This window comes from Amycolatopsis pretoriensis (genome assembly GCF_900107925.1).
Classification (GTDB): Bacteria; Actinomycetota; Actinomycetes; order Mycobacteriales; family Pseudonocardiaceae; genus Amycolatopsis; species Amycolatopsis pretoriensis.
In genome coordinates, this window is record NZ_FNUJ01000010.1 from 62,895 (window position 1) to 84,570 (window position 21,676).

Below are 21,676 nucleotides of genomic sequence, written 5' to 3' on the forward strand. Positions count from 1 at the left end.
CTGCAGGTCACCACCAGGTTCTCGGGCGGACGGTGTTGGCGAGGTCGACCAGCGTGCCGGCCTGGTCGTCGTCGCCGGCCTGCTCGGCCAGCTCGGTGAACGAGCGTTCCAGCCGCCGCCGCACGCTCTTCTCGGTGACCGGGGCGCCGAGGACGTCTCCGCCGGGCAAGGTCGGCGAGCCGTCGCGGTACAGGTGCAACGCGGCCTGCTGGACCTCGGTGCGGAGCCGGGTGTGGGCCGGGCCGAAGCCGGCCGATTCGGTCAACCGGGTGACGGCCTGGTCCACGCCGCGCGGGTCCGGCCCGGGGTCGGTGCCGAGCCGCCCGGCACACACGCGGATGGCGGCGATCCGCGCCGCGTCGTAGTGCTTCGACATGGCAGTCACATCGTCCAGCGGTTTCACCGCACCGTTCCGGTCGGACCCGGCCAGCGCGATGCGCGCGAGCCCGAACGCGGCACTGACCTCGGCCGGGTCGGTGCGCCACACCACGTCGTAGTGCTCGGCGGCCTCGTCGTAGTGCTTGCGGGCCAGGGCGTGGTGCCCGGCGGCCTCTTCCCGGCTGCCGAGGAACTGCGCGCAGCAGCCCAGCGCGAGCCTGGGCACCAGTTCTCCCGGCAGGATCCGCCGTACTTCGGTGAACGCGGCCGCGGCGCCTTCGATCTCCTTGCGGTGCAACGCCAGCAGGCCCGCGTGCCAATGGGTGCGCCAGTCGTCGCCGAGCCGGCCGCCCGCCTCGCGGAGCGCCGCCTCGGCCTCGGTGTGCCGCCCCTGCGCCAGGTGCACGCGGCACCGCGCGAACTCGATCTCCGCCGTGGGCCTGCCGAACTTCGCCAGTTCGTCGAGCAGCCGGTCCGGGTCGCCGGTGGTGACCGTGGCGAGGAGACCCGCGGCCGGGTCGTCGGGATCGACGAGCAGGTCCGGCAGTGTCCTCGCCACCGTGTCCGGCTGGGGCATGCCGGGGTCGAGCGGATCCGGAACCAGCACGTCCTCGCCGGCCGGCTCGGCCGTCCACCGCCGCAGCGGCAGTGGCGTACCGAGGCCGTCGTCGATCAGGTCGGGCGCGGTCGCGAACCTGGCGGAGGGCTTGGGAGGCAGCTTTGTGCCGCCGCGCAGGGCGGTGAGCTGACGGAGCACGCCGTCGAGTTGTTCGCTCATCTCGGCGGCCGAGCCGGTCCGGTGGTGCCAGTCCGGGGCGGTCGCCCGGTCCAGCACGAGCCGAAGCGACTTGATCCCCGGTTCCAGCGGGTCCCTCGCGCCTGGCAGGCGGTGCCGGCCTTCGTCGCTGTGGGTCAGCAACGCGTACAGCGTCTTGCCCACCGAGAACAGGTCCATGTCCGGTTGCATGCCGCGGGCCTTGCGTTCCTCGCGGGGAACGGTGTAGCCGGGAGTCCACCACCCGGGGCCGGTGAAGCCGGCCTCGCAGGTGGCGCCCAGGTCGATCAGCCGGACCTGACGGTGTTGGTGGATCACGTTGTCCGGCTTCATGTCGCAGTACACGAGACCCTGGCCGTGCAGGTAGCCGAGTGCGGCCAGGATCTGCCTGCCGTAGTTGACGACGTCCTCCACCGGCAGCGGCCGCTTTTCGTCCCTGGCGAGCCGTTTGATCTCCTGCAACGACTTCCCGCCGACGTACTCCATGACGATGTAGCCGGTCGGCTTCCCGGTTCCCTCGCCCGGGGCGACGACGAAGTCGTGGATGCGAACGATGTTCTCGTGGTTGAGCCCGATCAGCCGTTTCTTCTCGTTGACGACGGCCTCGGCCGTCCTCGGGTCGTGCTCGTTGATCAGGCCCTTCACCGCGACCGGTCGCTCGTCGAGGTGGGTGTCCTTGGCCAGGTACACCCAGCCGACGCCGCCGTGCGCCAGCGGGCCGACCACCTCGTAGTGCCCGATCAGGTCGCCCGGCCGCAGTTTCGGGACGAACGAGAACGGCGTGCCGCACTTCTGGCACAAGCCGGAGGCTAGCCCGCGTCGGGTGCCGCGCGAGCGGCCGACCGGGTAGTCGCAGACACCGCAGCGGCGGCCGGTCTCCGGCACCTCGGTGTCCTGTCCCTGGGTGTGCGGCGCCGCTTCTTCCTCCGACGGCAGCTCGTCGAAGCCGGTTCCCGTCCGGGACCGGATGGCCGTCGGTGCCCCGGTGCCCGAACCGGGCTCCGGAACCGTCTCCTCGTTCGGAAGCGGCGGCAGGCCGCACACGTTGCAGAACCCGAACTCGATCTCCCCGGCACACCCCGGCTGCTCGCAGTGGATCATCGTGCACGCCCTTCCCCGCGCCGGTGGCGCACCGCGTCGGCATACCGGTGGACCGTGGCCTGCGCGTTGTCCAGGCCGCAGGGGGCCTGCCAGAGGGCGTCCCGGGCCGCCCGGTACAGCCGGGCGAGTTCGGGGTCCTCCACGAGCGGCCCGGTCGTCCGTTCCTTGTACGCGTCGAGCAGCCTGCGCAGCTCGTTCCGCCGGTCGAGCAACGCGTTCAGCCGGTCGAAGAGGTTCCGCGCGTCCCGCAGCAGCCGGGCCGCGGCCCGTTCGGCATCGGCCAGTGCCGCCTCGTCCGCCCGGTCGGCGGCGCGCAGGCCATGGGCCACAATCGACAGTTTCGCCGAAGCCGTGGAGAGCTTGCCCGGGCTGGGTGCTCCCGTCACCCGGGGCGCCACCTCCGTGTGCCGCTCCCGGGCCAGCCGGACCGCCGCGGTCGCGTCGGCCACCGACTTGTCGAGCCGGTCGAGCCGCTCTTCGGAGACGCCGCCGACGTGCATAACCGCCAGCCCGGGCAGGAGTTCCGTCCGGGAACCGAGCACGAGCTTGCCGCCGCCGCGCGGTGCGGCCGCCGCGATGGGTCCCAGCAGATCCCGCAGGAGGGAATCGGGTGTCGCGGCGTCGTCGGCCGAGTCCACGACCAGGAACAGCGCGGCCGCCGCCGGCACCACCCGGTCCACCAGTCCGGGGCCGGCCGAGTCGAGACCGATGCGTTCCGCGATCCGCATCGCCAGCTGCTCCGTGGTCTGGCCGGTCGCGTCGATCGCGAGGTCGACACTGCGGGCCGGCAGGACCAGGTCGGACGGCACCGAGGAGACGGCCTCGGCCGGCAGCCGCCTGCGGGACACCGGGTCCGACAACGACACCACCATGGCGAGGGCGGTGGAGCGCTCCGCCCCGGCCGGCCCCACGACGTTGAGGGCCATGCCTGGCGCGGTCGGCCGGAGGCGATCGCTGAGGGCCTGTGCGGCCAGCCGGACGCTGGTGCCGCCGGTGTCGTCCTGGTCGCCGCTCACCTCGTCGAGCCGCTGCTCCGCTTTGGTCACGAAGCCCGGGTCCGTAGCCGCGTCACCCGCCACCAGACTCGCCACCGGCGACAAGTACTCCGCGACCGTGTCCATCGGGATCATGTAGGCGGCGTCAGAGCCCTCCTTCGCGACCACGATGCCGACGATGTCCCCGGTCGCCTCGTCGAGCACGCCCGCGCCGCTGAAACCCCGGCGCACCCACGGTCCGACCGGCGAACGCGGGATCAGCTGCACCCACTCGTCCTCGGGCCCGCACGGTCCGACCGTCGTCGCCAGCGCCCATTCCGACCGGGCCCGGACGCCGTGCGGGTAGCCCTGCACCTTGACGTCCTTGTTGCGCGTGGAGATGTTCCGCAGTGGAGCGGAAACGGCGGCCGCCACCGGACGATCGAGCTCGAGCAGCGCGACGTCACCGCACTGGTCCTCGCGGGCCGGGACCCAGTGGCCGGCCATGACCGAAGCACCGCCCCGCGGCTGCCCGGGCAGCCCGACGAATTCGATGCCGATCCGCGCCGCCGGCTCGTCCGCCAGTCCCTGCCGGACGACGTGCGCGCAGGTCAGCACCAGCCGATCGCTCAGCAGCACACCTGCCCCGCACAGCTCGCCCCGCGCGCCGACGATCCCCACCCGCCAGGGGTATCCTCCCACTCGGTGAAGGTTACCGGTAATCCGTGTAGCGGGCTGCCGTTTTCACCACAAAAGTGGTTTCTTCATCTCTGGCGACACCCAGGTAAACCGCCGTTCGGGTGATTTCGAACGAGCAGGAATGGGTGGCTTCGTCGACCGGGCCGGCCATTGTTGATAACGTGCGGGCGTGGCGGAATTGATCTCCTATCAGCTGGACTCCGGCGTCGTGCGCGTCGAGGTGGACGACGACGAGTTCGCCCGGGTGTCGAGGACGGGTGACCTCGACACGACGACCAGGATCCTAGCGTCGGCACTCGGTCAGGTCCGAGACGCGGCGGACACGGCACTCCGGCAGTTCCGCGGCATGATCAGCAAACCCGACGAAGTGCAGATCGAGTTCGGCGTGAAGCTCACCGCCCAGGCCGGCGCCGTGATCGCCAAGTCCGGGCTGGAAGGCCAGTTGAAGGTAAAACTGGCCTGGCGGCGCGACACGGCGGACGAAGACGAAGAAGTGGATCAATCGGCAGCGGATCCGACACCCTCGGGGAGCTGACCGGAAGCCCGTCCGCGCGGGTTCGCGCAGAATCCGCGAATGGCGGCCGTGAACCGGCGCCCGGACAGCGGGGAAAGCGCATTCACCGAGCCGGGTCCGGCACTAGTTGCCAATGAGGTCGAACAGGTGACGGGTTCGTGTGGCCAGGCGTGAGATGCTCGCGCAGTAAGGCGACCAAGAACGGCGGCAGCGCGATCGTCCGCGCGGAGGCTCGGGTCTTCGGCGGCCCGAGCCAGCGCAGACATCTCCAACGTCCGCCCTCAGACACCACCACGCAGCGATCGACCGCCGCCCACGCTGTGCAGGCCAGAACCACCGTTAGCTACGCACTGTCTATGCCGCTGATCTTGCGTTCGCATTCGACAGGCTGACGAGCGCGCCGGGGGCGCGACTGCTGAATCGGGATCTTGCGCCTGAATGGCTAATCCGGTGAAACATGCAGCTCTACACCGCCATCGACACCTACAGTCCGTGACCCGGTCCGCGTATGCGAAGAAGCTCGAGCAGCAGCTCGCCCGGGGAACACCCGACTCGGTCACCGCGTCATGGCGAAAACCCAGTGTGCCAACCGCGTCTTGATCGACCGGTCCCAGAACAACCTCGCCAGACTATCCATCGCCCCGTACTCCCTGCGCAGCCGCGACCACCCGACCGTGTCCATGTCGCCGACCTGGGACGAAGTCGAAGCGTGCCGGCGCCCTGACCTGCGAAGTCTCTGTCTTGCCACGCCGCGGACGGGTATCTGAAGGTCAACTACAGCTCCCGACAGAAGGAGCCAGCCGCGAAAGGCGACATCACGACCTAGCACGAGAACAAGGGCGATGGCACGCTGGACAGGCTGCCTGAGTGTCACCCGGCTCGGAGATCGCCAAGCTGCGCACGAACCCTCTTCCGTGTCCGGTGGATACGGGCTTTGACATTCACCAGTGAAATCCCCAGGTAGTCGACGATCTCCTGATGAGTCATACCGCCGATTTCGCGAAGCAAAAGGGCTGCGCGGCATCTGGGTCGTCGGCCTGCAGCCGCTCGATCGCGTCGAGAAGGGCCACCCGTGTTCCGGCAATGACACTCGTCCTGCGCGGATCCGCTTGTTCGGGAAACGAAGCAGGATACTGCACCCGTTGCGCATGCGCACGAAGCCGACGGTAGGTCATGAGCGCACTGTTATCCGCCGCCGCACGCGGCGAGCTGAGCCTGCGCCAGGATCTCGCTGTCCGCCAGTTCTCCGAGCTGGCGCAGGACGAGGTCGTTGTAGGCCAGCACCCCGGGCTCGGCGGTGATCCGGCGCGCGAGGTGGAATGCGCCGACCGCGTCGGCGATCGGCCGGCGGCCCAGGAGCGCGAGCCCGCAGAGGACGGCTCCCTTGGCATCGAGCAGGAGGTAATCCCGGTGGGGCCACCCTTCCGTAGAAGCGCGGCGCCTCTTCGCCCCACCAGTGCACGGTGCTACGGCCGCTTCCGGCGCGAACCGCTTGCGCTGGATCGGCGGCTATCAAACCCAGCTGGGCAACTATCTGCTCGGGTACCGGCAATACAACAGCACGTACGCGCGCTTCACCCAGCCCGATCCCACCGGTCAGGAGTTCAATGCCTACGCCTACGCCAAGGGAGACCCGGTCAATCGCACTGACACCACCGGCACCGTCTCGGCAGGCTGTGTGAATGCAGGCGCGACCGCCGCCTTCGCTCTGCTCGGAGCGGCAGCAACCCCCTCGCGGTGGGAACGTCCTTCACCACGGTCGGAGCCATCGGTGGTACGGCACTCGCATGCCGTAACGGCTAGACTCGACCACCCTGACACGAGGAGAAAACCAGCCAATGAGTAAGTCAGTAAGCGTAGCCTTCACCGGTTTTTCCGCAGCCTTACTCATTGCCCTGGTGATCATGTCAGTAATTTGGCAGAACCCCATTTCGATCATCATAACTGTCATCTTCGCACTGCTATTCATTTACTCGGTTATCACCCTCAGGCGGAATTGGACGAAGCTGGAGTGAAACCGCTGCTCGCTGCCTCTTGATGGCTCTGGCGGTGCCGTGGCTTGCCGGGTGGTGGTCCCTTCATCAACGATGGGACCACCACCCGGTGCGTCTTCCGCGACGGGGAAGAGATGTTCAGCATCCAGTGCGGAGACCGGACGCCGCCAGTCCTTGGGAAGCCCCTGGCATTGATCTCACACGATGCTCTGTTCCCCGCAGCCACAGTCACCGCAAGCGCTTTTGTATGCTGACACCCGTTCTAAGCGACTGGGGGTTGGCGCATGCGGATCGTGATGACGTTGCTGGTGCGCGACGAGGCCGACATCGTGGCCGCCACGGTGGAGCACCACCTCGCCGCGGGGATGGATTTCATCGTGGCGACGGACAACGGGTCCGTCGACGGCACCACCGAAATCCTGGAACGCTACCGGGACGCCGGGGTACTCGAACTGTGGCACGAGCCAGGCCGCGACTACGAGCAGGCCCGATGGGTCACGGCCATGGCCCGGCGCGCGGCGGAGTCGCACGGCGCCGACTGGGTGATCAACGGCGACGCCGACGAGTTCCTCTGGCCCGGCGCCGCCACCGATGTCGACCGGACCGCCATCGCGGACGCGCTCGCCGCCGTCGACAGCCGGTGCGGCACCGTGGAGATGGTCCGCGACAACCTGGTGGCCGACCCGCCCGCCGCGGCCCGTGGCCCTCGACGCACGTCCTGCGCGACACTCTGGCGTTGTCGGCGCGTGGTACGCGGATCGGGAACAAAGTGTGCCACCGCGCCGACCCCGGGGTGACGATCGGCTTCGGCAACCACAGCGCGTCCGGCGTTCCGGGCGGACTTGCCGCCGAGCGGCCGTTGGGGATCCTGCACGTGCCCGACCGCGGGCTGGAGCAGTTCACCCGCAAGGTCGCCAACGCGGGCTCCGCGTTCGCCGTCAACACGCGCCTCGACCCGGGCATCGGCTGGCACATGCGCGAGGACTACCAGCTCCTGCTCGACGACGACCTGGCGCGAACCTGGTCTCAGCGGCAGCCGGATGCTTCCGCCGTCAGCGCCGGCCTCGCCGAGGGAACCCTCGTCCGCGACAGCCGGCTCACGGACCGGCTCACCGAACTCCTGCCGACCGCGGTCATTCCCGACGCTCTGAAAGATGTCTTTCGCGAAGAGTAGCGTCAGTGAGTGCGGACCTCGTCGAGGCGAAGGCGTTGCCGGCCCGGCTTCCGGGATGGCTGAAGCCGGCCACGAGCGGCAACAAGGGCAAGCGACGTGCCTGAGCTGTCCGGGCGACCGGGTCAGCCTTCAGTCGGCTCGTCGGTGGTCGCTTCCTCGACGATCTCCGCGATGTGGACCGTGTCGTCGTCCTGGTCGATGTCACCACCCTGGACATCGACTGTCTCCAGGTCGTACTTCTCGCGCAGGAACCGCTCACGGTAAAGATGCTCGGCGTCGCTGGTCAGTTTGGACAGCAGCCGCGCGTTGAGGCCGGCGCCGATCACGATGCCGACGACCGGCACGGCCTGTCCGAGCTTCTTCTTCGTCAGCTGCACCGCGGAACGCTCGTAGAACGCTTTGACGATCTGCGTGACGCCGTTCTTGTTCAGCTGGTCCCACGTCGCCTTGCGGGCGAGGTCGTTCACGAGCTTGTTCAACTGGAGGTACGCGACGCTCTTGCTGGTCTGCTGGGCCATCCCGAAGCTGAGGACGCCGAGCGCGAAGACCCTCTCCTGCGGCAGCTCGGTGTCGTAACCGTAGTACGCGGCGGTGTGGGCGATCGCCCTCGTCATCGCGCCCAGTACGAGCACCGCGTCGGCCGCGATCGCGGCGGCGACCGTGCCCGCACCGGGTGCCGCGCCGGCGCCCGCGCCGACGATGCCACCGGCTGTCGTGAGCAGTTCGCCGCCGGAGACCGCCAGGCCGGCGGCCGCGCCCTCGAGCGCGCTGAACGCCGGGTAGCTCAGCCCCAGCCGGGGCTTGGCCTTGTCGATGTCGCCCAGGTCGAGCTGGTGGATGTCGCTCAGCTCGCTGACGGCGTGTCCGCGCTTGGCGTACGCCGCGACGACCGCCTTGCGTCGCAGTGTCGCTTCACTGGCCTTGTTCACCAACGTCAGCAATCCGTCGATCGAGTTGTGGACGATCGTGGTCAGCTGTTCCGCGCCGGGCACCTGCTCCAGCCGTCCCTTGGCGACCTGGCCGCCCTCGACCAGGCGATTGCGAACGCGTTCCGGAACCAGACGACGCTCGTTGACCGTCAGCCGCTCGTCACGCCAGCGCTCGATGTCCTGCCACGCCGTACGCTCGTACGGGCTCATCTGCTCGATGCCCACGGCCACCCCCTCGATGCCAAGACCGCTCCGCCTGCCGCGGCGAACTCATGGGGCATGGTAAGCGGTTCCGTTGCCCGGCAGCGCCCGCATCGGCGATGCTGTGGGTGTGGAGTACGTGTCCAGAGTGCCGCGACCGCCGCTGGACGGGCTGATCGACGACATCTACTACCTCGAAGGCACGGCGCCGTACGCCCGGCTGACGCTGCCGCCGATGCCCGGGGCGTGGCTCATCGTCAACCTCGGGGCGCCGTTCCAAATCCGCGCCGGCACCGAGACCGAGATGGCCGAGTACGCCGACGGCTGCCTGGTCACCACGCCCACCCACGCGGTGGAGTTCGGCTACCCGCTCCGGACCCGGTCCGTCGGTGTGCACTTCAAGCCGTGGGGACCGGCGCCGTTCGTGCCGATGCCCGCGGCCGAGCTGCGCGACCGGCCGGTCACGGTCGAGCAGGTCTGGGGCCGGACCGCCGTCGCCGAGCTGCGCGACCGGCTGGCCACGGCGGACGGACCACACGAGATGCTGACGCTGCTCGAGGAAGAGCTGTTGCGACGGCTGCGCGAGACCGCCGGCCTGGGACTGGTCCGCCACGCGAGCAGCGTCATCGCGGCGGCCGGCGGGGCGGTGGCGATCGGTGACCTGAGCGTGGCGGCCGGTGTCAGCAGTACTCATCTCACGCAGCGGTTCAAGGAGCTCGTCGGCGTCACGCCGAAGCGGCTGGCCCGCTCCTACCGCTTCGCCGCCACCGTGTTCTCGATCGATCCCGCCGAAGCGATCGACTGGGGCGAGCTCGCCGGTGGCGCGGGTTACTTCGACCAGGCCCACTTCGGCCACGAGTTCCGGGCGTTCACCGGCCTCACGCCGACCCGGTACGTCGAAGTCCGGCGGCGGTTCCTGCGCGAACACCCCGGCCACGTGCTGGACGGCTGGCCGCTGCCAGCCGATTGATTTCTTACAAGAGTGACAGCTGCCGGCACGCTAATTTGGGGCGATCCAAGGAAGAGGAGAGCCTCGTGGGCGAAGTGGTCATGTACAGCTCGGTGTCCGTGGACGGCTTCATCGCGGACGAGAATGACCAGCCCGGACCGCTGTTCGAGTGGTTGTCCGGCGGTGACGTCCCGTTGGACGAGAGCGGCGAGGTGAAGGTGTCGCAGACGTCTTACGACTACACCCGGCCGTACTGGGACCGGATCGGGGTGACAGTCGTCGGCCGGCACGTCTTCGACCTGACGGACGGCTGGGACGGGAAGCCGCCGGGCGGGATCGACCACGTGGTCGTCGTGACGCACCGGCCGGCGCCCGAGGGCTGGGACCCCGAGGCGCCGTTCCACTTCGTCGACGGCGTCGAGGCAGCCGTGGCGAAGGCGCAAGCGCTTGCGGGTGAGCGCCTGGTCGAGGTCGCCGCCGGTGACGTCGGGGGCCAGGTGCTTGCCGCGGGCCTGGTCGACGAGGTGCGCATGGACGTCGTACCCGTCGTGTTCGGGGCCGGCAAGCGCTACTTCGGGTCGGTCCACGCGCAGCACTTGCTGGAGGATCCTGACGTGGTGCCGGGCAACCGGGTGCTTCACTTGCGTTATCGGGTGCGCCGTTGACCGATCCGGAAGCCGCCGGTCTTCGGCTCGATCAGTTCCGCCAGCCGCAGCGGGGTGCGGTCCTCGAACATCGGGCCGATCAGCTGCACTCCGACCGGCAGGCCCTCGGGAGAGCGCCCCGCGGGCACGGCCGTGGCGGGCAACCCCGGCATCGTCGCCAGGCCGGCCCAGACCAGCTGGTCGAAGTACGGGTGCCGGGCGCCGTCGACGTCGATGGTGCGTTCCATCGGGTTGGGGTGGTGGTCGTGCGGGAACGCCGGGGTCGGCGTGATCGGGCACGCGACCGCGTCGAACTCGGTGAACAGCCGGCGCCACGCTCGGCGGTGGAGTTCGCGGCCGTGGTTCGCCCGCAGCCAGTCGCTGTGGCTGAACGCCATCGCGTTCAGCCGGACCGCGTCCAGGCCGGTCGCCTGGGCCTGGAGCCGCTCCAGGGATTCGATGGGGAACCGCGCGATCGAACCGGAAATCAGCAGTTGCATGTAGAGCGTCGCGGCTTCGGTCAGGTCGGGTAGCAGCGGGCTGTGCCGTTCGACGCGGGCGCCGCCATCGGCGAGCGCGGCCGCCACGCGGTTCAGGCCCTCGCGCACCGCGGATCCGGTCGGGATCAGCGGGTGCTCGTCGAGGACCAGGACCCGGAAGTCGCCGAGCCGATCGTGGCGGGCGGGCGGCAGGGCCACGCGGTGCGCCAGGCCGTGCGTCAACGGGTCCGGGCCGGCCATCACGTCGAGCAGGAGCGCGAGGTCGCGGGCGGTGCGCGCCATCGGGCCGACGACCGCGAGGTCGAGGTCCACCGGCAAGGCCGGCTCGGACGGCGCGACCATGCCGCGGGTGGCCGCCAGCCCGAGCGTCGGCTTGTGCGCGTAGACGCCGCAGAAGTGCGCGGGCGTGCGCAGCGAGCCGGCGATGTCGGAGCCGATCGACAACGCGCCGAACCCGGCCGCCAGGGCCGCCGCCGACCCGCCGGACGATCCGCCCGAGGTGCGGCCGCGGTCCCACGGGTTGGTGGTGGTGCCGTAGAGCTCGTTGAAGCTCTGGATGTCCTGCAGTCCCAACGGCACGTTGGTCTTGCCCAGCACGACCGCGCCCGCGGCCTTGAGCCGCGACACCTGTACCGCGTCCTCGGCCGGCAGGTGGTCCCGGTATTGCGGCATGCCCCACGTCGTGGGCAGCCCGGCGACGTCGTAGGACTCCTTGACCGTCACCGGGACGCCGAGCAGCGGCCGGTTCTCGCCGCGAGCGCGTACCTCATCGGCGTCGCGCGCGGCGGCTCGCGCACGGTCGAAGTCCGGCACGCAGATCGCGTTGATCACGTCGTCTTCGCGCTCGATCCGGGCGATCGCCTCTTCGGTCAGTTCCGCCGATGTCACCGCACCGTCGCGCATCGCGGTGATGAGTTCTTCGGCCGAGTGAAAGCTCCAAGTCATGATCCGGAAGCTAGCGACGTGCCGGGGAGGGCACGAAATTCCGGTTGGTGCAACGAGAAGGCCGCGCGGGCCGTCGGTGGCCTCCACCCGGGTAGTCACGGAACGCCGCGCCGCGCAATGGGATGGACGTCTCACACGCACAACGGCCTGCTCGCCGAAGAAGGCGGGGCTCACGGCACCCGCGGATCCAGGAAGTTCGTCCACACCCAGTCCGACAGCGGCCCGAACGCGGGCTTCGCCGGGACGAACACCGCGGACGGCGCCACGTGCGCGGCGCGCGCCCGGGTCCAGACGTCGAACCACCACCGGCGCAACGCCGCCGGGTCGCCCAGGACCGCCGGTGGGGCTCCCAGGTGACGGCGCCAGATCTCCGCTCGCATCCTGCGGATCGGGCGCCAGCCGGGTGGGTTCGCCGGGCCCGCGCCGCGGGGGTCGTGGACCGTCAGCATCACCTCCGTGTCGTGGGTCCAGCTGCGGTAGCTGCTGTTCACCGACCCCACGACCGCCGTGACGTCGTCGACGATCGTCAGCTTGCTGTGGACGTACGCGGTGCGGCCCGTGGTCGTCCCGTCGTCGCCCGTGCGCTCGAACACCCAGAACCGGTTGGGGAACGCCGCGACCAGCGGGGTGAGCATCAGGCGCCGGCGGTAGGCGAGGTCCGGCAGGTCCCCGACGCTCGCCTCGTTCGCCATCACCACCACGCCCCAGAGGTCCGGGTTCGCCCGCAGCGCGTCCTTGATGGCCTTCGTCAGCTCTTCGGTTCCCGAGTAGTACTGGTCCTCCATGTAGAAGTACTGCTTCGCCGACCGGATCGCGGCCGCGATCGCCCGGGCCGAGGTCTGGATCTTGGCGGGGTACGGGAACCCCGGCGCGTAGGTGTGCGTGACCTGGGACGTCAGCGGCCCCGCGGCCGGTGACGGCGGGACGCTCAGGCCGCGCAAGGCCGGCAACGGCGCCAACGGGACCGCCGGCGGTGGGACGGTCGCCCGCCACCGGCTGGTGAACGTGCGGAGCAGGCTGTCCGCACCCGGTCCGTCGACGCGCACCGTCACGTCGAACAGCGGGGCGCCGGGGAGGCGCTTGCCCGCGGCATCCGTGGCGTACAGGCGATCGGTGCTGAACTCGATCCCGCCCACGTAGGCGACGAACCGTTGCTTCGAGCCGACGATCAGCAGCTTCTGGTGGTGCGAGCCGGCGAAGAGGTGCGCGTCGTCGATGTGGCACCACGCGTCGTGGCCGTCGGCCCTGAGCTTCTTCACCAGCGCCTCGGTGGCCAGGTTGTGCGCGCGCGTCGGGCCCCACCGGGCGGCCAGGTCGAGGAGGATCTGCCGGACCCGTGGCGGGAACCGGCGCAACGTGGTCTGGTCGAGCGCCCCCGCCCAGAGCAGCAGCCGGATCTGCGCGCCCTTGTCGGCGGCGAACCGCAGTGCCTCGCCGAGGTTGTCGGTGCGGCCGGACGCGGTCGGCACCGGCAGGTCGTTTTCGCAGTTCCAGCCGGCCAGGTAGACGAACGGTTCCGGGTGGTTGGCCGCCGCCCGGATGTCGGCGAGCATTCTCGGCAGGGCGGCCTCCCCGCCGACGAGGTGCTCGATCCGCGTGCCCGCGGCCGGCGCGTCGAGCCCCGAACTGGGATCGGCAGGCAGGAACGGCTCCTCCATCAGACCGTGGTGCCGAGGTTGGACCCGATCTCGATGTCGGTGCCCGAGGACGGCGTGTACTCGTTCCACTCGGCGATCAGCGCGCCCTTGGTCCCCGGCTGCAGCACGACGAACGGCGCCACCGAGCCGTCGTGCGCCCGGGCGGTCGACGCGACCGTCAGCCGCGTGCTGTCGGGGATCGCCGTGATCACCGTCGTTTCCTGCACGACACTCCCGTCCGCCGGGTCGGTCTTGTCGGCCGAGTCGAGCACCACCTGCGCGCCCACCAGGAACCCGTCGGTCGACCCGACGCGGAAGGTGACGGGGCTCGTGCTCTTCGGCAGCACCGCGGACGTCGTCGTGTAGGCGGCGTCTTCGAGCCGCACCGCGCTGCGGCCCGGGTTCGCCGGCGGGATGCCCGGGTAGTTGCGGTCGTCGTAGGCCGCGATCTCCTTGGCGACGGACAGGTACCGCGGGTCGGGCACGACCGGTGGGCTCTTGAACCCGCCCTCGGCGAACGCGACCCAGGCCTCTTCCCAGCCCTTGCGGACCGTCAGCACCACGCGCGCGCTGCCCGAGCGCAGGAACGCCTGCCGCGTGCTGTCCGGGTGCTGCAGCTGCCGGACGAACTCCCAGCTCTGCGGCGTGTCCCAGAAGTAGGAGTAGAGGAACGTCACGACGTTCTCCCACTCGATGGCCTGGTTGACGAACCGGATGACGCCCTCGTGCTCCCGGACGGTCGCCCAGCTCGCGGCGTCGAGGCCGAGGTCGTTGCCGTCGAAGCCGATCCCGTGCTCGAGGTCGACCCCGGCCTTCTTGAACGCCTCGACGACGTCCGGTGGCATGAAGGCGAAGCCGGGTCCGAGCAGGAACCGCACCACGCCCTTCATGATCTCTTCGTTTTCCTCACGCCGGAGCGTCAGCGTGTCGACGTTCTCGATCTTCTCGGCCAGCACCGCGATCTTGGCGGCGGTGTCCTGCTGCCGCTCGAAGTACTGCGTCTGCGCCGCGTCCCGCAGGATGTTCCAGACGGTCGCCTGCCACCGTTCCTTGACGACGGTGCTGAGCGGCGGCTTGCGCGGGTCCGGGTCGAGCTTGGTCGGGATCTCCTCGAGCTCGGCGACCAGCTTCAGCTGCGTGTTCCGGTTGTGCCCCAACGCGAACGACACGACGACCTTGCCGGTCGCGTGCAGCATGAAACCCTTCCACTGCTCGGAGGTCAGCTCGATCGGGCCGAACTGCCCCTGGGTGCCGCGGTTGGTGTAGGACGACCCCAGCACCGCGATGGAGAACAGGTTTTCGTCCCCGGTCTGGCTCGTCAAGGCGTACCAGAGCGTCAACGTCCGGATCCGGTAGCCGTCCGGGATTTCCAGGGGATCCATCGTGTAGATCCCCGGTTCGTCGAACGACGGCACGCTCGTCGCGGTGCGCTCGACCGGCGCCGGCAGCAGTGGCGGGTCCGGCACGACCGCGCCGAAGCACTCGGCCAGGACCAAGTGGTGCGGCTGCGCTTCGCCCGGCAGCGTGTCCGCCGTGATCTTGTTGTGCGGCAGGTTGAAGACGAACGGGCCGATGCCGTCGCGCAGGTCCGCCAGCTGCTTGTGGGCCTTCCGCAGCCCGGCCCCGGGCTCGGGGATGACCAGGTCGTAAGTGAGCCGCAGGCCGTACCGGTACAGCCGCACCCGCCACTTGCGCATCAGGCTGAAGTAGTCGACGCGCATCGCCTCGGTCGAGCTCGGGTTCCGGATGGTCCGGGTCGACTGCTCCTCCGCGCCCGTCACCGTCGTGGTCGAGATGGTGATCTTGTGTTCCTGCTTCGTCCGCGCGGACGCCTTCTTCGTCAGCTCGGTGGCGTGTTTCGTGCTCGTGGTGGCGGACTGCGAAGTCGAGTCCTGGGCGGTGAACCCCGACGACGCCGAGCCGGAGATCACCGGGATCCCGCCCGACACCGACCCCGTCACGTTGAACTGGTTCGAGTGCTGGGCCTGTGAGGTGGCGGCCTGGCTGAGCTCGGTGTTGTCGGTCACGCCGGTTTCGCTGGTGTTCTCCAGCGAATCGGTCACGATCGACGTGAACTCCTTGCTCAGCACCGACCATTCCTTGTGGCTGACCGCGGTTTCCTCCAGCGGTGCCAGCGGGATGGTGGCGATCAGCTCGCCGCGCTGCAGCCCGGCGGGCGCCATTTCGAGCCGTTCGAGGTTCAGCATGCCCAGTGGTGTCGCCTGGGTGTTCGCGGTCAGCGCGCCGACGGCGATCGCCGCGTTCCGGACCCGCTGCCGCGCCTGCCCGAGCCGCGTCGCGGTCACGTCCGGGTCCTGCAGCGCCTGGGTCAACGCCCGGCCGCGCAGCTCGGCGACGGCGTCGCCGAGTTTCGTGAGGTCCGCGACGGACGCGTCGACGAGCTCGCCGGCGTCCGGTCCGTCGCCGGCCTCGAACCCGCGCAGCAGGTCCGTCGTCGACGCCTCGACCTGGACGCCGGTGTCGCGCAGGAGCGCTTCCGCGTCGCCGACTTCGCCGGGCCGCAGCCCGAGTTCCCGCGCGAAGGCGTGCTTGACCAGGGCTTGTCCGCTGCTGGGGACCGGCATGGTCAGCTGGACGTGTGTCGCCTTGGCGATCTCTCGCGTCGCGCTCGTCAGCACCGCGGGCGCAGGTGGTGGCGGTGCCGCGTGCTGGTCGGTCTGGTGCGCCTGGGCTTCGGTCACGTCCGGCTCCGTCCGTGCGGTGGGTTCCGCCTTCAGGCTTCCGGGCCGCGGTGCGGTCGTCGACGGCCGGCGGGCCCGCCGAGCGGGCACGACCGCACGTCCCGAACGGTCACCCCTTGAGGCACCGGCGGGTAGTGATTTCCTCCGTCCTCAGTGGACGTTTCCCAGTGAAGTGCGGTACCAGGCGGCCGCTTCGGCGAGACGCGGGCCGAAGCCCGGTCCCGGGGAAACGCCCGTGAGGTCCCAGATGCGGGTGCTCTCGTACCAGTGGTCCCGCGTCAGGAGGGAATACTGGTGGTCGGTCAGCGCCGGCAGTGCCGCGCGGGTGCGGGCCCGGTGCTCGGCCAGCGGGAGGTCCGCGACCGGAACCGGGAGGCCGAGCAGCTCGCACACGGCCGTGATGAGGACGCGCAGCCGGACGGGGTCGGGATCGGCCACGTGGAAGACCTCGCCCGCGCCGCCGGTGCCGGGGTTGAGCGCCAGCACGGCGATCGCCGCGGCCAGATCGGCGACCGCGACGAGCGACGTGCGGGCCTCGCCCCCGGCGGCCCACGCCGGGACCGCGCTGATCCACCGGGCCAGCGCGGGAACGACGTGCCGGTCACCGGCACCGTGCACGAGGTGCGGCCGCAGGACGACCCCACCGGCGGCGAGGACGAGGCGTTCGCCGGCCAGCCTGCTGCGGCTGGTGGCGGACGCCGGCCCGGTCGCGAGGGGGGACTGCGGAGCGAACTCGCCGGTCGGCCGATCGTGACCGGCCCGCGAGCCCGGCCCGCCGCGGGTGGCCGGCGATCCGCCGCCCGCCGCCGGGCTGGACCCCGAACCGCCGACGGCGCTTGGCCCCCTGCGACCGGCTCGTGGCCCTGGGCCGGCCTGGTCCGTCGACTCGCCGCGGCCGGCCGGCGAATCCGGGCCGGACCACGGACCGCCGCGGACGGCCCGCGAGCCCGAGCCGGCCTCGCCTGCCGACCCGCGGTGACCGGCCGGCGACTCTCGGGCCGCTTCTGATCCGCCGCGACCGGCAGGCGAACCCGAGCCCGACCCCGACTCGCCGCGATCAGCCGGCGCCCCCAGGTCTGACCCCGGCCCACCGCGGCCAACCTGCGCCCCCAGGTCCGACCCCGGCTCACCACGGCCAACCTGCGAGCCCAAGCCTGCCCCCGGCCCACCGCGGCCGGCCAGCGCCTCCAAACCTGCCCCCCACCCGCCGCCTACCTGCGAGCCCAGGCCCGACCCCGACTCGCCGCGATCGGCCGGTGCCCCCGGGTCCGACCCCGGCCCACCGCCTACCTGCGAGCCCAAGCCTGTCCCCAGCCCGCCGCGGCCGGCCGGCGAATCTCGGGCGGCCTTTGATCCGCCGCGACCGGCAGGCGAACCCGAGCCCGCCCCTGACTCGCCGCGATCGGCCGGTGCCCCCAGGCCCGACCCCGGCCCACCGCTGCCGGCCAGCGCCTCCAAACCTCCCCGCAACCCACCGCCTACCCGCGACCCCAGGCCCACCCCCGACCGGCCGCGGCCGGCCGTCGGAACCGGGTCCGTCCCCAGACCGGACCCGGGCTCCGACCCGAACTCCCCCACCGGCTCCGGTGCTCCCCTGTGGACCCCGTCCCGGTAAACCGCGCAGGTGCTCAGGTACAGCACCTCCGTCGTGCCCGCGCGGCGGGCTTCCGCCAGCAGCTTTGCCGTGCCGTCCTCGTTGACGGCCGTGCACAGTGCCGCGTCGCCCCCTATCTGGGAGGCCAGGTGCACCAGCGTCGTGATGCCCGTGCACAGCCCCGCCAACCCCGCCGCGTCGGTGATGTCGCCGCGCCAGGTCGTCACGCCCGCGTCCGTCATCCACGCCGGCAGCGGGCGGCGGGCCAGGACGCGGACCCGCGCGCCCGCGCCGCGGGCGATCAGCTCGCGCAGCACCGCCGTGCCGACGAAGCCGGTCGCGCCGGTGACCAGGAGGTCCGGCTCACCGGTTCTCACGACAAGTGCATCCCCAGCGTGCCACTCGCGACCGTGGCACCCTTCTGCCGGACCTCGACCCGGACGAACCGGTTGCGGCCCGGGCCGGCCGGATCCGCGTCGACCACCAGCACGCACTCCGAGTCGAACTCCACGTACTGGTCGAACCGGAAGTCGACGCACCCCGGCAGCGCGTACGGGTCGCCGATCGCCAGCAGGGCCGCCTGACGCGCCCCTTCGATGAGCAGCATCCCCGGCGCGTGGTCGACCGGGTGGTCGAAGAGCACCGCGTGGTCCGGGTCGAAGCGCAACGCCCACGTGCCGTCCGTCGGCGTCGCCGCCACCAGGACGTCCTCCACGCGGTCACGGCCGACCGACGCCGGCGTGACCGCGGGCAGGACCGCGGCCTGGAACGGCGTCGCCGCGAAGTGGTCACCCCGCACCCGGCGGTAGACCGCCGAGGTCACGCAGCGCCAGCCCTCCGACGCCGTGCCGATCCGCCGCCCGCCGCGGAAGCACTCGAAGTCCAGCCGCATGCCCCCGACGTGCTTGCCGCGGAACTCGACCTCGTGCGCGGTGACCCGCAGGACGACGTCGACCGGCCAGCCGCCGGTGGCCAGGCCCGTTTCGTCGATGTCGTAGGACTTGTAGTCCGAAAGGAAGCTGTGGCTGAGCGGAACGCCGTACGCCCGGTGCGCGATCAGCAGCGCCGCCTGGCGGATGGTCTCCGCGTACAGCATCGGATCGTGGGAAACGGGCGTCCGCGGCCCGAAGAAGCTGTGCCGGCGCGGCCACTGCGCGCCGACTTCGAACCGGCCTTCGCCGAGGATGTGCAGGTCAGTGACGAAAACTTCCGAAACGGCCGCGCGGTGCACGAGGCTGCGCGGGATGGTCTGCTGGAAGTCTACCGAGCTCACCGACGGGATCGTCGCGATCTTGGTTTCCGGAATTTGGCGTACAGTCTCCTGAAGCATGGTGCCGACCATGACAGTCCTCCCAGATTTTCTTCCCCAGTGTCCCCCCACATCAGTTCTAGCGGAATCGGACACGCAAAACCATACCAACCGAGCGGTTTTTTTAGTGGCTTTCCCGGCCGCCGGGACGTAGACTGTGCCTCTGCGGGGTACCTGCCAAACGGTCTACTGTGGACCGATCCGCCGGAGCGAGAGGGGCTGATGTGGCTCGCCAAGAGCGTGCGGAGCAGACACGGAACGCGATCCTCGAGGCGGCCGCCTCGCGGTTCGACGCGGTCGGCTTCCTCGGTGCGAGCTTGTCGGAGATACTGACCGAAGCGGGCGTCACCAAAGGCGCGCTGTACTTCCACTTCAAGTCCAAGGAAGACCTGGCCGACGCTCTGATCGACGAGCAGTTCACGGTCTGGGACCCACTCGCGGCGATCGAGAACCCGGGGCTGCAGACGGTCATCGACCTGACCCAGGGGATGGCGGCCAGCCTGCAGTCCGACGTGCGGGTCCGGGCGAGCATCCGGCTGGTCATCGAGCAGGGTTCGTTCATCGCGCCGGCGGGCAACGCGTACAAGCGGTGGATCGACACGATCCACGGCTGCCTGCTCGCGGCGAAGGCGGCGGGCGACCTGCGCAAGGAGATCAACGCGTACGACCTCGCGGTGTTCGTGCAGGCGTCGTTCACCGGGATCCAGCTGAGTTCCCAGGTGCTGACCGGCCGCAACGACCTGCTCGAGCGCACGACGTTCATGTGGAGCACGATCCTGAGCTCGGTGGTCCCGCCGCGGCGGCTGCACCGGTTCGCCCCGCAGGGCACCGAGCAGGTGACGGCCGCGGTCTGAGGCTCAGCAACAAAGGGCGGCCCGGTCGGGCCGCCCTTTTTTCTTTCTGTACAACGAAAGTGCTCAGGTCCGCGCCGGGCGGACCGGCGACGGCCGGCGGGACAGCTCCAGCAACCGCCACAGCTTGCCCAGCGTGGCCGCCAAGTCGTTGTCCGGGACGACGATCCGGCTCGACACCACCGACTCCAGGCCGACGCACGTCACCACCACCAGCAGCTCCGCGGTCTCGACCGGCACGTCCGCGCCGAGCTCGCCGCCGGCCACCGCTTCGGTCAGGTACTGGTGGACCTGCGCCAGCCACGCCCGGGAGAACAGCACGAACCGCTCGTCCACCGAGCCCATCTCGCGCGCCAAGCGGAAGCTCGCGCCCACCTTCGGGTCGCGGTCGAGCCAGTGCATCAGCGCCCGGCTCAGGTCGGCCAGCCGCGGCAGCGCCGGACGGGGAACCGGCTGGCGGCGGACGTGCTCGCGCAGCACCGCCGTCGCCGCGTCCTGGACCTCGTCGCAGATCTCGTCCTTGGAGGAGAAGTGGAAGTACAGGCCGCCTTTCGTGACCCCCGCCGCCTGCGCGATGCCCACCATGCTGGTGGCCGCGTACCCGTCCTGGTGCAGCAGCTCGGCCGCGGCCTCCAGCAACAGGCGCCGCGTGTGTTCCGAGCGTGCCTGCTTGGTCACCGTCGGTCTCCTCCGTCCGGCGCAGGGACCCTGCGCGCTCGATCATGATTACATACCAACCGCCCGGTTTACAACCGGGGTAACCCCAGAAACCCGCTCCGAGCAAGGAGATTGGCGACCGCTCGCAGAACAAACCGACCGACCTCCCGGTTTTGTCTTGAAAACCGGGAGGTCGGTTTAGTACGCTGCCGGAGTGGGACCGGGCAGTTGGGCGCTGGAGGACAACACTGGGGGCGCCGGGCCGGGCAGATCCGATCGACGCGGACACCGGAGGGCACAGGAAATGGACTACGGGATACTGGGGCAGATCAGGGTCGGAGGGCGGCCCGGCGTGAGCGCTCCGCGGGCACGCAAGATCGAGACGCTCCTGGCCGTGTTGCTGGTCAAGCGCAACCAGGTCGCGACCACCGAGCACCTGATCGGCGAGCTCTGGGGCGAGCACCCGCCGGCCCGCGCGAGCGCCGCGCTGTACGTCTACGTCTCGCAGCTGCGGAAGCTGCTGCGCGGCACGGGCGCCGACGCGGACGACAGCCCCGTCGTCACCAGCCCGCGCGGCTACTCGCTGCACGTCACCGACGGCGAGCTCGACGCCGACCGCTTCACCCGCCTCTACGAGCGCGGCCGGTCGCTGTACTGGGACCGCAGCTACAAGGAGGCCGCGGCCGTCCTGCGCGAAGCCGCGAATCTATGGCGCGGTGAGGCGTTCGGCGGCTTCACCGACTCCCCCGACGTCCAGGCCTACGCCGCGCTGCTGGAGGAAACCCGGCTGGAGTGCCTGGAACTGCTGATGGAGACCGAGCTGCTGATCGGACGTCACCGCGAGGTCGTCGGTCAGCTGTCCGCGCTGGCGAAGGAGCACACGCTGCGCGAGACGTTCTACGAGTACCTGATGACCGCTTTGCTGCGCTCGAACCGCCGTGCGGAGGCTCTCGAGACCTTCGCTTCCGCCCGGCAGAACCTCGTCCAGCAACTGGGCATCGAGCCCGGCAGTTCGCTGCGGAAGCTGCACCACAGCATCCTCGTCGGCGAGATGTCGGACGCGGTCTGACCCGGCCCGCGTCCGGCCCCCGACGGCCCGGTCCACCGCCACCAGCGGGGACCGGGCCGTTTTCGTGCTCAGGGGGGGAG

The 21,676-nt window shown here is 70.5% G+C and carries 20 protein-coding genes; 9 read left to right on the plus strand and 11 right to left on the minus strand.

The window, feature by feature from the left end; genetic code table 11:
- Positions 1-7: 7 nt before the first annotated feature.
- Positions 8-2,254, minus strand: a complete 2,247-nt coding sequence (locus BLV96_RS37885; protein ID WP_086675332.1) for a serine/threonine-protein kinase — start codon at positions 2,252-2,254, stop codon at positions 8-10.
- On the minus strand, positions 2,251-3,930 hold the full coding sequence (locus BLV96_RS37890; protein ID WP_143051079.1) for a trypsin-like serine peptidase: 1,680 nt from the start codon (positions 3,928-3,930) through the stop codon (positions 2,251-2,253). The genes BLV96_RS37885 and BLV96_RS37890 overlap by 4 nt, the downstream gene beginning before the upstream one ends.
- Before the next feature lie 166 nt (positions 3,931-4,096).
- Here BLV96_RS37890 and BLV96_RS37895 point away from each other — a divergent pair, with 166 nt between their 5' ends.
- Positions 4,097-4,462, plus strand: coding sequence for a CU044_2847 family protein (locus tag BLV96_RS37895; RefSeq protein ID WP_086675330.1), 366 nt, complete (start codon positions 4,097-4,099; stop codon positions 4,460-4,462).
- Positions 4,463-5,007: 545 nt separating this feature from the next.
- Entirely contained in the window at positions 5,008-5,208 is a 201-nt protein-coding gene (gene ligD / locus BLV96_RS50950; RefSeq protein WP_341866135.1) for a non-homologous end-joining DNA ligase LigD, read from the plus strand.
- Between the two features lie 103 nt (positions 5,209-5,311).
- Here the strand turns inward: ligD and BLV96_RS50955 are convergent, their stop codons facing one another.
- The gene (locus tag BLV96_RS50955) at positions 5,312-5,428 is read right to left on the minus strand and encodes a sigma factor-like helix-turn-helix DNA-binding protein (RefSeq protein ID WP_244180778.1); all 117 of its coding nucleotides are present in this window, start codon (positions 5,426-5,428) and stop codon (positions 5,312-5,314) included.
- Positions 5,425-5,616, minus strand: coding sequence for a hypothetical protein (locus BLV96_RS50960; protein WP_244180780.1), 192 nt, complete (start codon positions 5,614-5,616; stop codon positions 5,425-5,427). The genes BLV96_RS50955 and BLV96_RS50960 overlap by 4 nt, the downstream gene beginning before the upstream one ends.
- 281 nt (positions 5,617-5,897) lie before the next feature.
- Between BLV96_RS50960 and BLV96_RS37905 the strand changes: the two genes are divergently transcribed.
- The 3 genes from BLV96_RS37905 (at position 5,898) to BLV96_RS37915 (ending at position 7,609) form a co-directional block, all read left to right on the plus strand.
- Positions 5,898-6,287 carry an RHS repeat-associated core domain-containing protein gene (locus BLV96_RS37905; RefSeq protein WP_086675329.1) on the plus strand — a complete coding sequence of 130 codons (390 nt, stop codon included), beginning with the start codon at positions 5,898-5,900 and terminating at the stop codon, positions 6,285-6,287.
- 432 nt (positions 6,288-6,719) lie between these two features.
- Positions 6,720-7,232, plus strand: a complete 513-nt coding sequence (locus BLV96_RS37910; protein WP_086684330.1) for a glycosyltransferase family 2 protein — start codon at positions 6,720-6,722, stop codon at positions 7,230-7,232.
- Entirely contained in the window at positions 7,229-7,609 is a 381-nt protein-coding gene (locus tag BLV96_RS37915; RefSeq protein ID WP_143051080.1) for a hypothetical protein, read from the plus strand. The genes BLV96_RS37910 and BLV96_RS37915 overlap by 4 nt, the downstream gene beginning before the upstream one ends.
- Positions 7,610-7,731: 122 nt before the next feature.
- Here BLV96_RS37915 and BLV96_RS37920 read toward each other — a convergent pair whose 3' ends face one another.
- A complete protein-coding gene (locus BLV96_RS37920) occupies positions 7,732-8,763 on the minus strand; it encodes an EcsC family protein (RefSeq protein WP_143051081.1) in 1,032 nt (343 codons plus the stop codon).
- Positions 8,764-8,887: 124 nt separating this feature from the next.
- Between BLV96_RS37920 and BLV96_RS37925 the strand changes: the two genes are divergently transcribed.
- Together BLV96_RS37925 and BLV96_RS37930 are read left to right on the plus strand one after the other, a co-directional pair.
- Positions 8,888-9,709 carry a helix-turn-helix domain-containing protein gene (locus BLV96_RS37925; RefSeq protein ID WP_086684339.1) on the plus strand — a complete coding sequence of 274 codons (822 nt, stop codon included), beginning with the start codon at positions 8,888-8,890 and terminating at the stop codon, positions 9,707-9,709.
- A 65-nt stretch (positions 9,710-9,774) separates the two neighbouring features.
- A complete protein-coding gene (locus BLV96_RS37930; protein WP_086684342.1) occupies positions 9,775-10,353 on the plus strand; it encodes a dihydrofolate reductase family protein in 579 nt (192 codons plus the stop codon).
- Here BLV96_RS37930 and BLV96_RS37935 read toward each other — a convergent pair.
- The 5 genes from BLV96_RS37935 to BLV96_RS37955 all read right to left on the minus strand — a co-directional run bounded on the left by BLV96_RS37935 (position 10,335) and on the right by BLV96_RS37955 (position 18,983).
- Complete coding sequence (locus tag BLV96_RS37935; RefSeq protein WP_086684345.1) at positions 10,335-11,777, minus strand: amidase; 1,443 nt, start codon at positions 11,775-11,777, stop codon at positions 10,335-10,337. The two genes, BLV96_RS37930 and BLV96_RS37935, sit on opposite strands and share 19 nt — an antisense overlap.
- Positions 11,778-11,947: 170 nt before the next feature.
- Positions 11,948-13,435 carry a phospholipase D-like domain-containing protein gene (locus BLV96_RS37940; RefSeq protein WP_086684348.1) on the minus strand — a complete coding sequence of 496 codons (1,488 nt, stop codon included), beginning with the start codon at positions 13,433-13,435 and terminating at the stop codon, positions 11,948-11,950.
- Complete coding sequence (locus BLV96_RS37945; RefSeq protein WP_208608431.1) at positions 13,435-16,116, minus strand: hypothetical protein; 2,682 nt, start codon at positions 16,114-16,116, stop codon at positions 13,435-13,437. The genes BLV96_RS37940 and BLV96_RS37945 overlap by 1 nt, the downstream gene beginning before the upstream one ends.
- A gap of 150 nt (positions 16,117-16,266) precedes the next feature.
- Positions 16,267-18,087 (minus strand): NAD-dependent epimerase/dehydratase family protein, encoded by a 1,821-nt coding sequence (locus tag BLV96_RS51345; protein ID WP_279627569.1) that lies wholly within the window; start codon positions 18,085-18,087, stop codon positions 16,267-16,269.
- The gene (locus BLV96_RS37955; RefSeq protein ID WP_244180782.1) at positions 18,084-18,983 is read right to left on the minus strand and encodes a ScbA/BarX family gamma-butyrolactone biosynthesis protein; all 900 of its coding nucleotides are present in this window, start codon (positions 18,981-18,983) and stop codon (positions 18,084-18,086) included. The genes BLV96_RS51345 and BLV96_RS37955 overlap by 4 nt, the downstream gene beginning before the upstream one ends.
- A gap of 260 nt (positions 18,984-19,243) precedes the next feature.
- Here BLV96_RS37955 and BLV96_RS37960 point away from each other — a divergent pair, with 260 nt between their 5' ends.
- A complete protein-coding gene (locus BLV96_RS37960; RefSeq protein ID WP_086676335.1) occupies positions 19,244-19,873 on the plus strand; it encodes a ScbR family autoregulator-binding transcription factor in 630 nt (209 codons plus the stop codon).
- Between the two features lie 63 nt (positions 19,874-19,936).
- On the opposite strand, the gene BLV96_RS37965 is transcribed toward BLV96_RS37960, so the two are convergent.
- On the minus strand, positions 19,937-20,548 hold the full coding sequence (locus BLV96_RS37965) for a ScbR family autoregulator-binding transcription factor (protein WP_086676337.1): 612 nt from the start codon (positions 20,546-20,548) through the stop codon (positions 19,937-19,939).
- Between the two features lie 331 nt (positions 20,549-20,879).
- On the opposite strand from BLV96_RS37965, the gene BLV96_RS37970 reads away from it, so the two are divergent.
- Complete coding sequence (locus BLV96_RS37970; RefSeq protein ID WP_244180784.1) at positions 20,880-21,596, plus strand: AfsR/SARP family transcriptional regulator; 717 nt, start codon at positions 20,880-20,882, stop codon at positions 21,594-21,596.
- Positions 21,597-21,676: the final 80 nt, after the last annotated feature.

Bases quoted from the DNA above. Each gene is read 5' to 3' on its own strand.
- BLV96_RS37885 (WP_086675332.1), bottom strand. From the start codon at position 2,254: ATGATCCACTGCGAGCAGCCGGGGTGTGCCGGGGAGATCGAGTTCGGG.
- ligD (WP_341866135.1), top strand. From the start codon at position 5,008: ATGGCGAAAACCCAGTGTGCCAACCGCGTCTTGATCGACCGGTCCCAG.
- BLV96_RS50955 (WP_244180778.1), bottom strand. From the start codon at position 5,428: ATGACTCATCAGGAGATCGTCGACTACCTGGGGATTTCACTGGTGAAT.
- BLV96_RS50960 (WP_244180780.1), bottom strand. From the start codon at position 5,616: ATGACCTACCGTCGGCTTCGTGCGCATGCGCAACGGGTGCAGTATCCT.
- BLV96_RS37910 (WP_086684330.1), top strand. From the start codon at position 6,720: ATGCGGATCGTGATGACGTTGCTGGTGCGCGACGAGGCCGACATCGTG.
- BLV96_RS37935 (WP_086684345.1), bottom strand. From the start codon at position 11,777: ATGACTTGGAGCTTTCACTCGGCCGAAGAACTCATCACCGCGATGCGC.
- BLV96_RS37940 (WP_086684348.1), bottom strand. From the start codon at position 13,435: ATGGAGGAGCCGTTCCTGCCTGCCGATCCCAGTTCGGGGCTCGACGCG.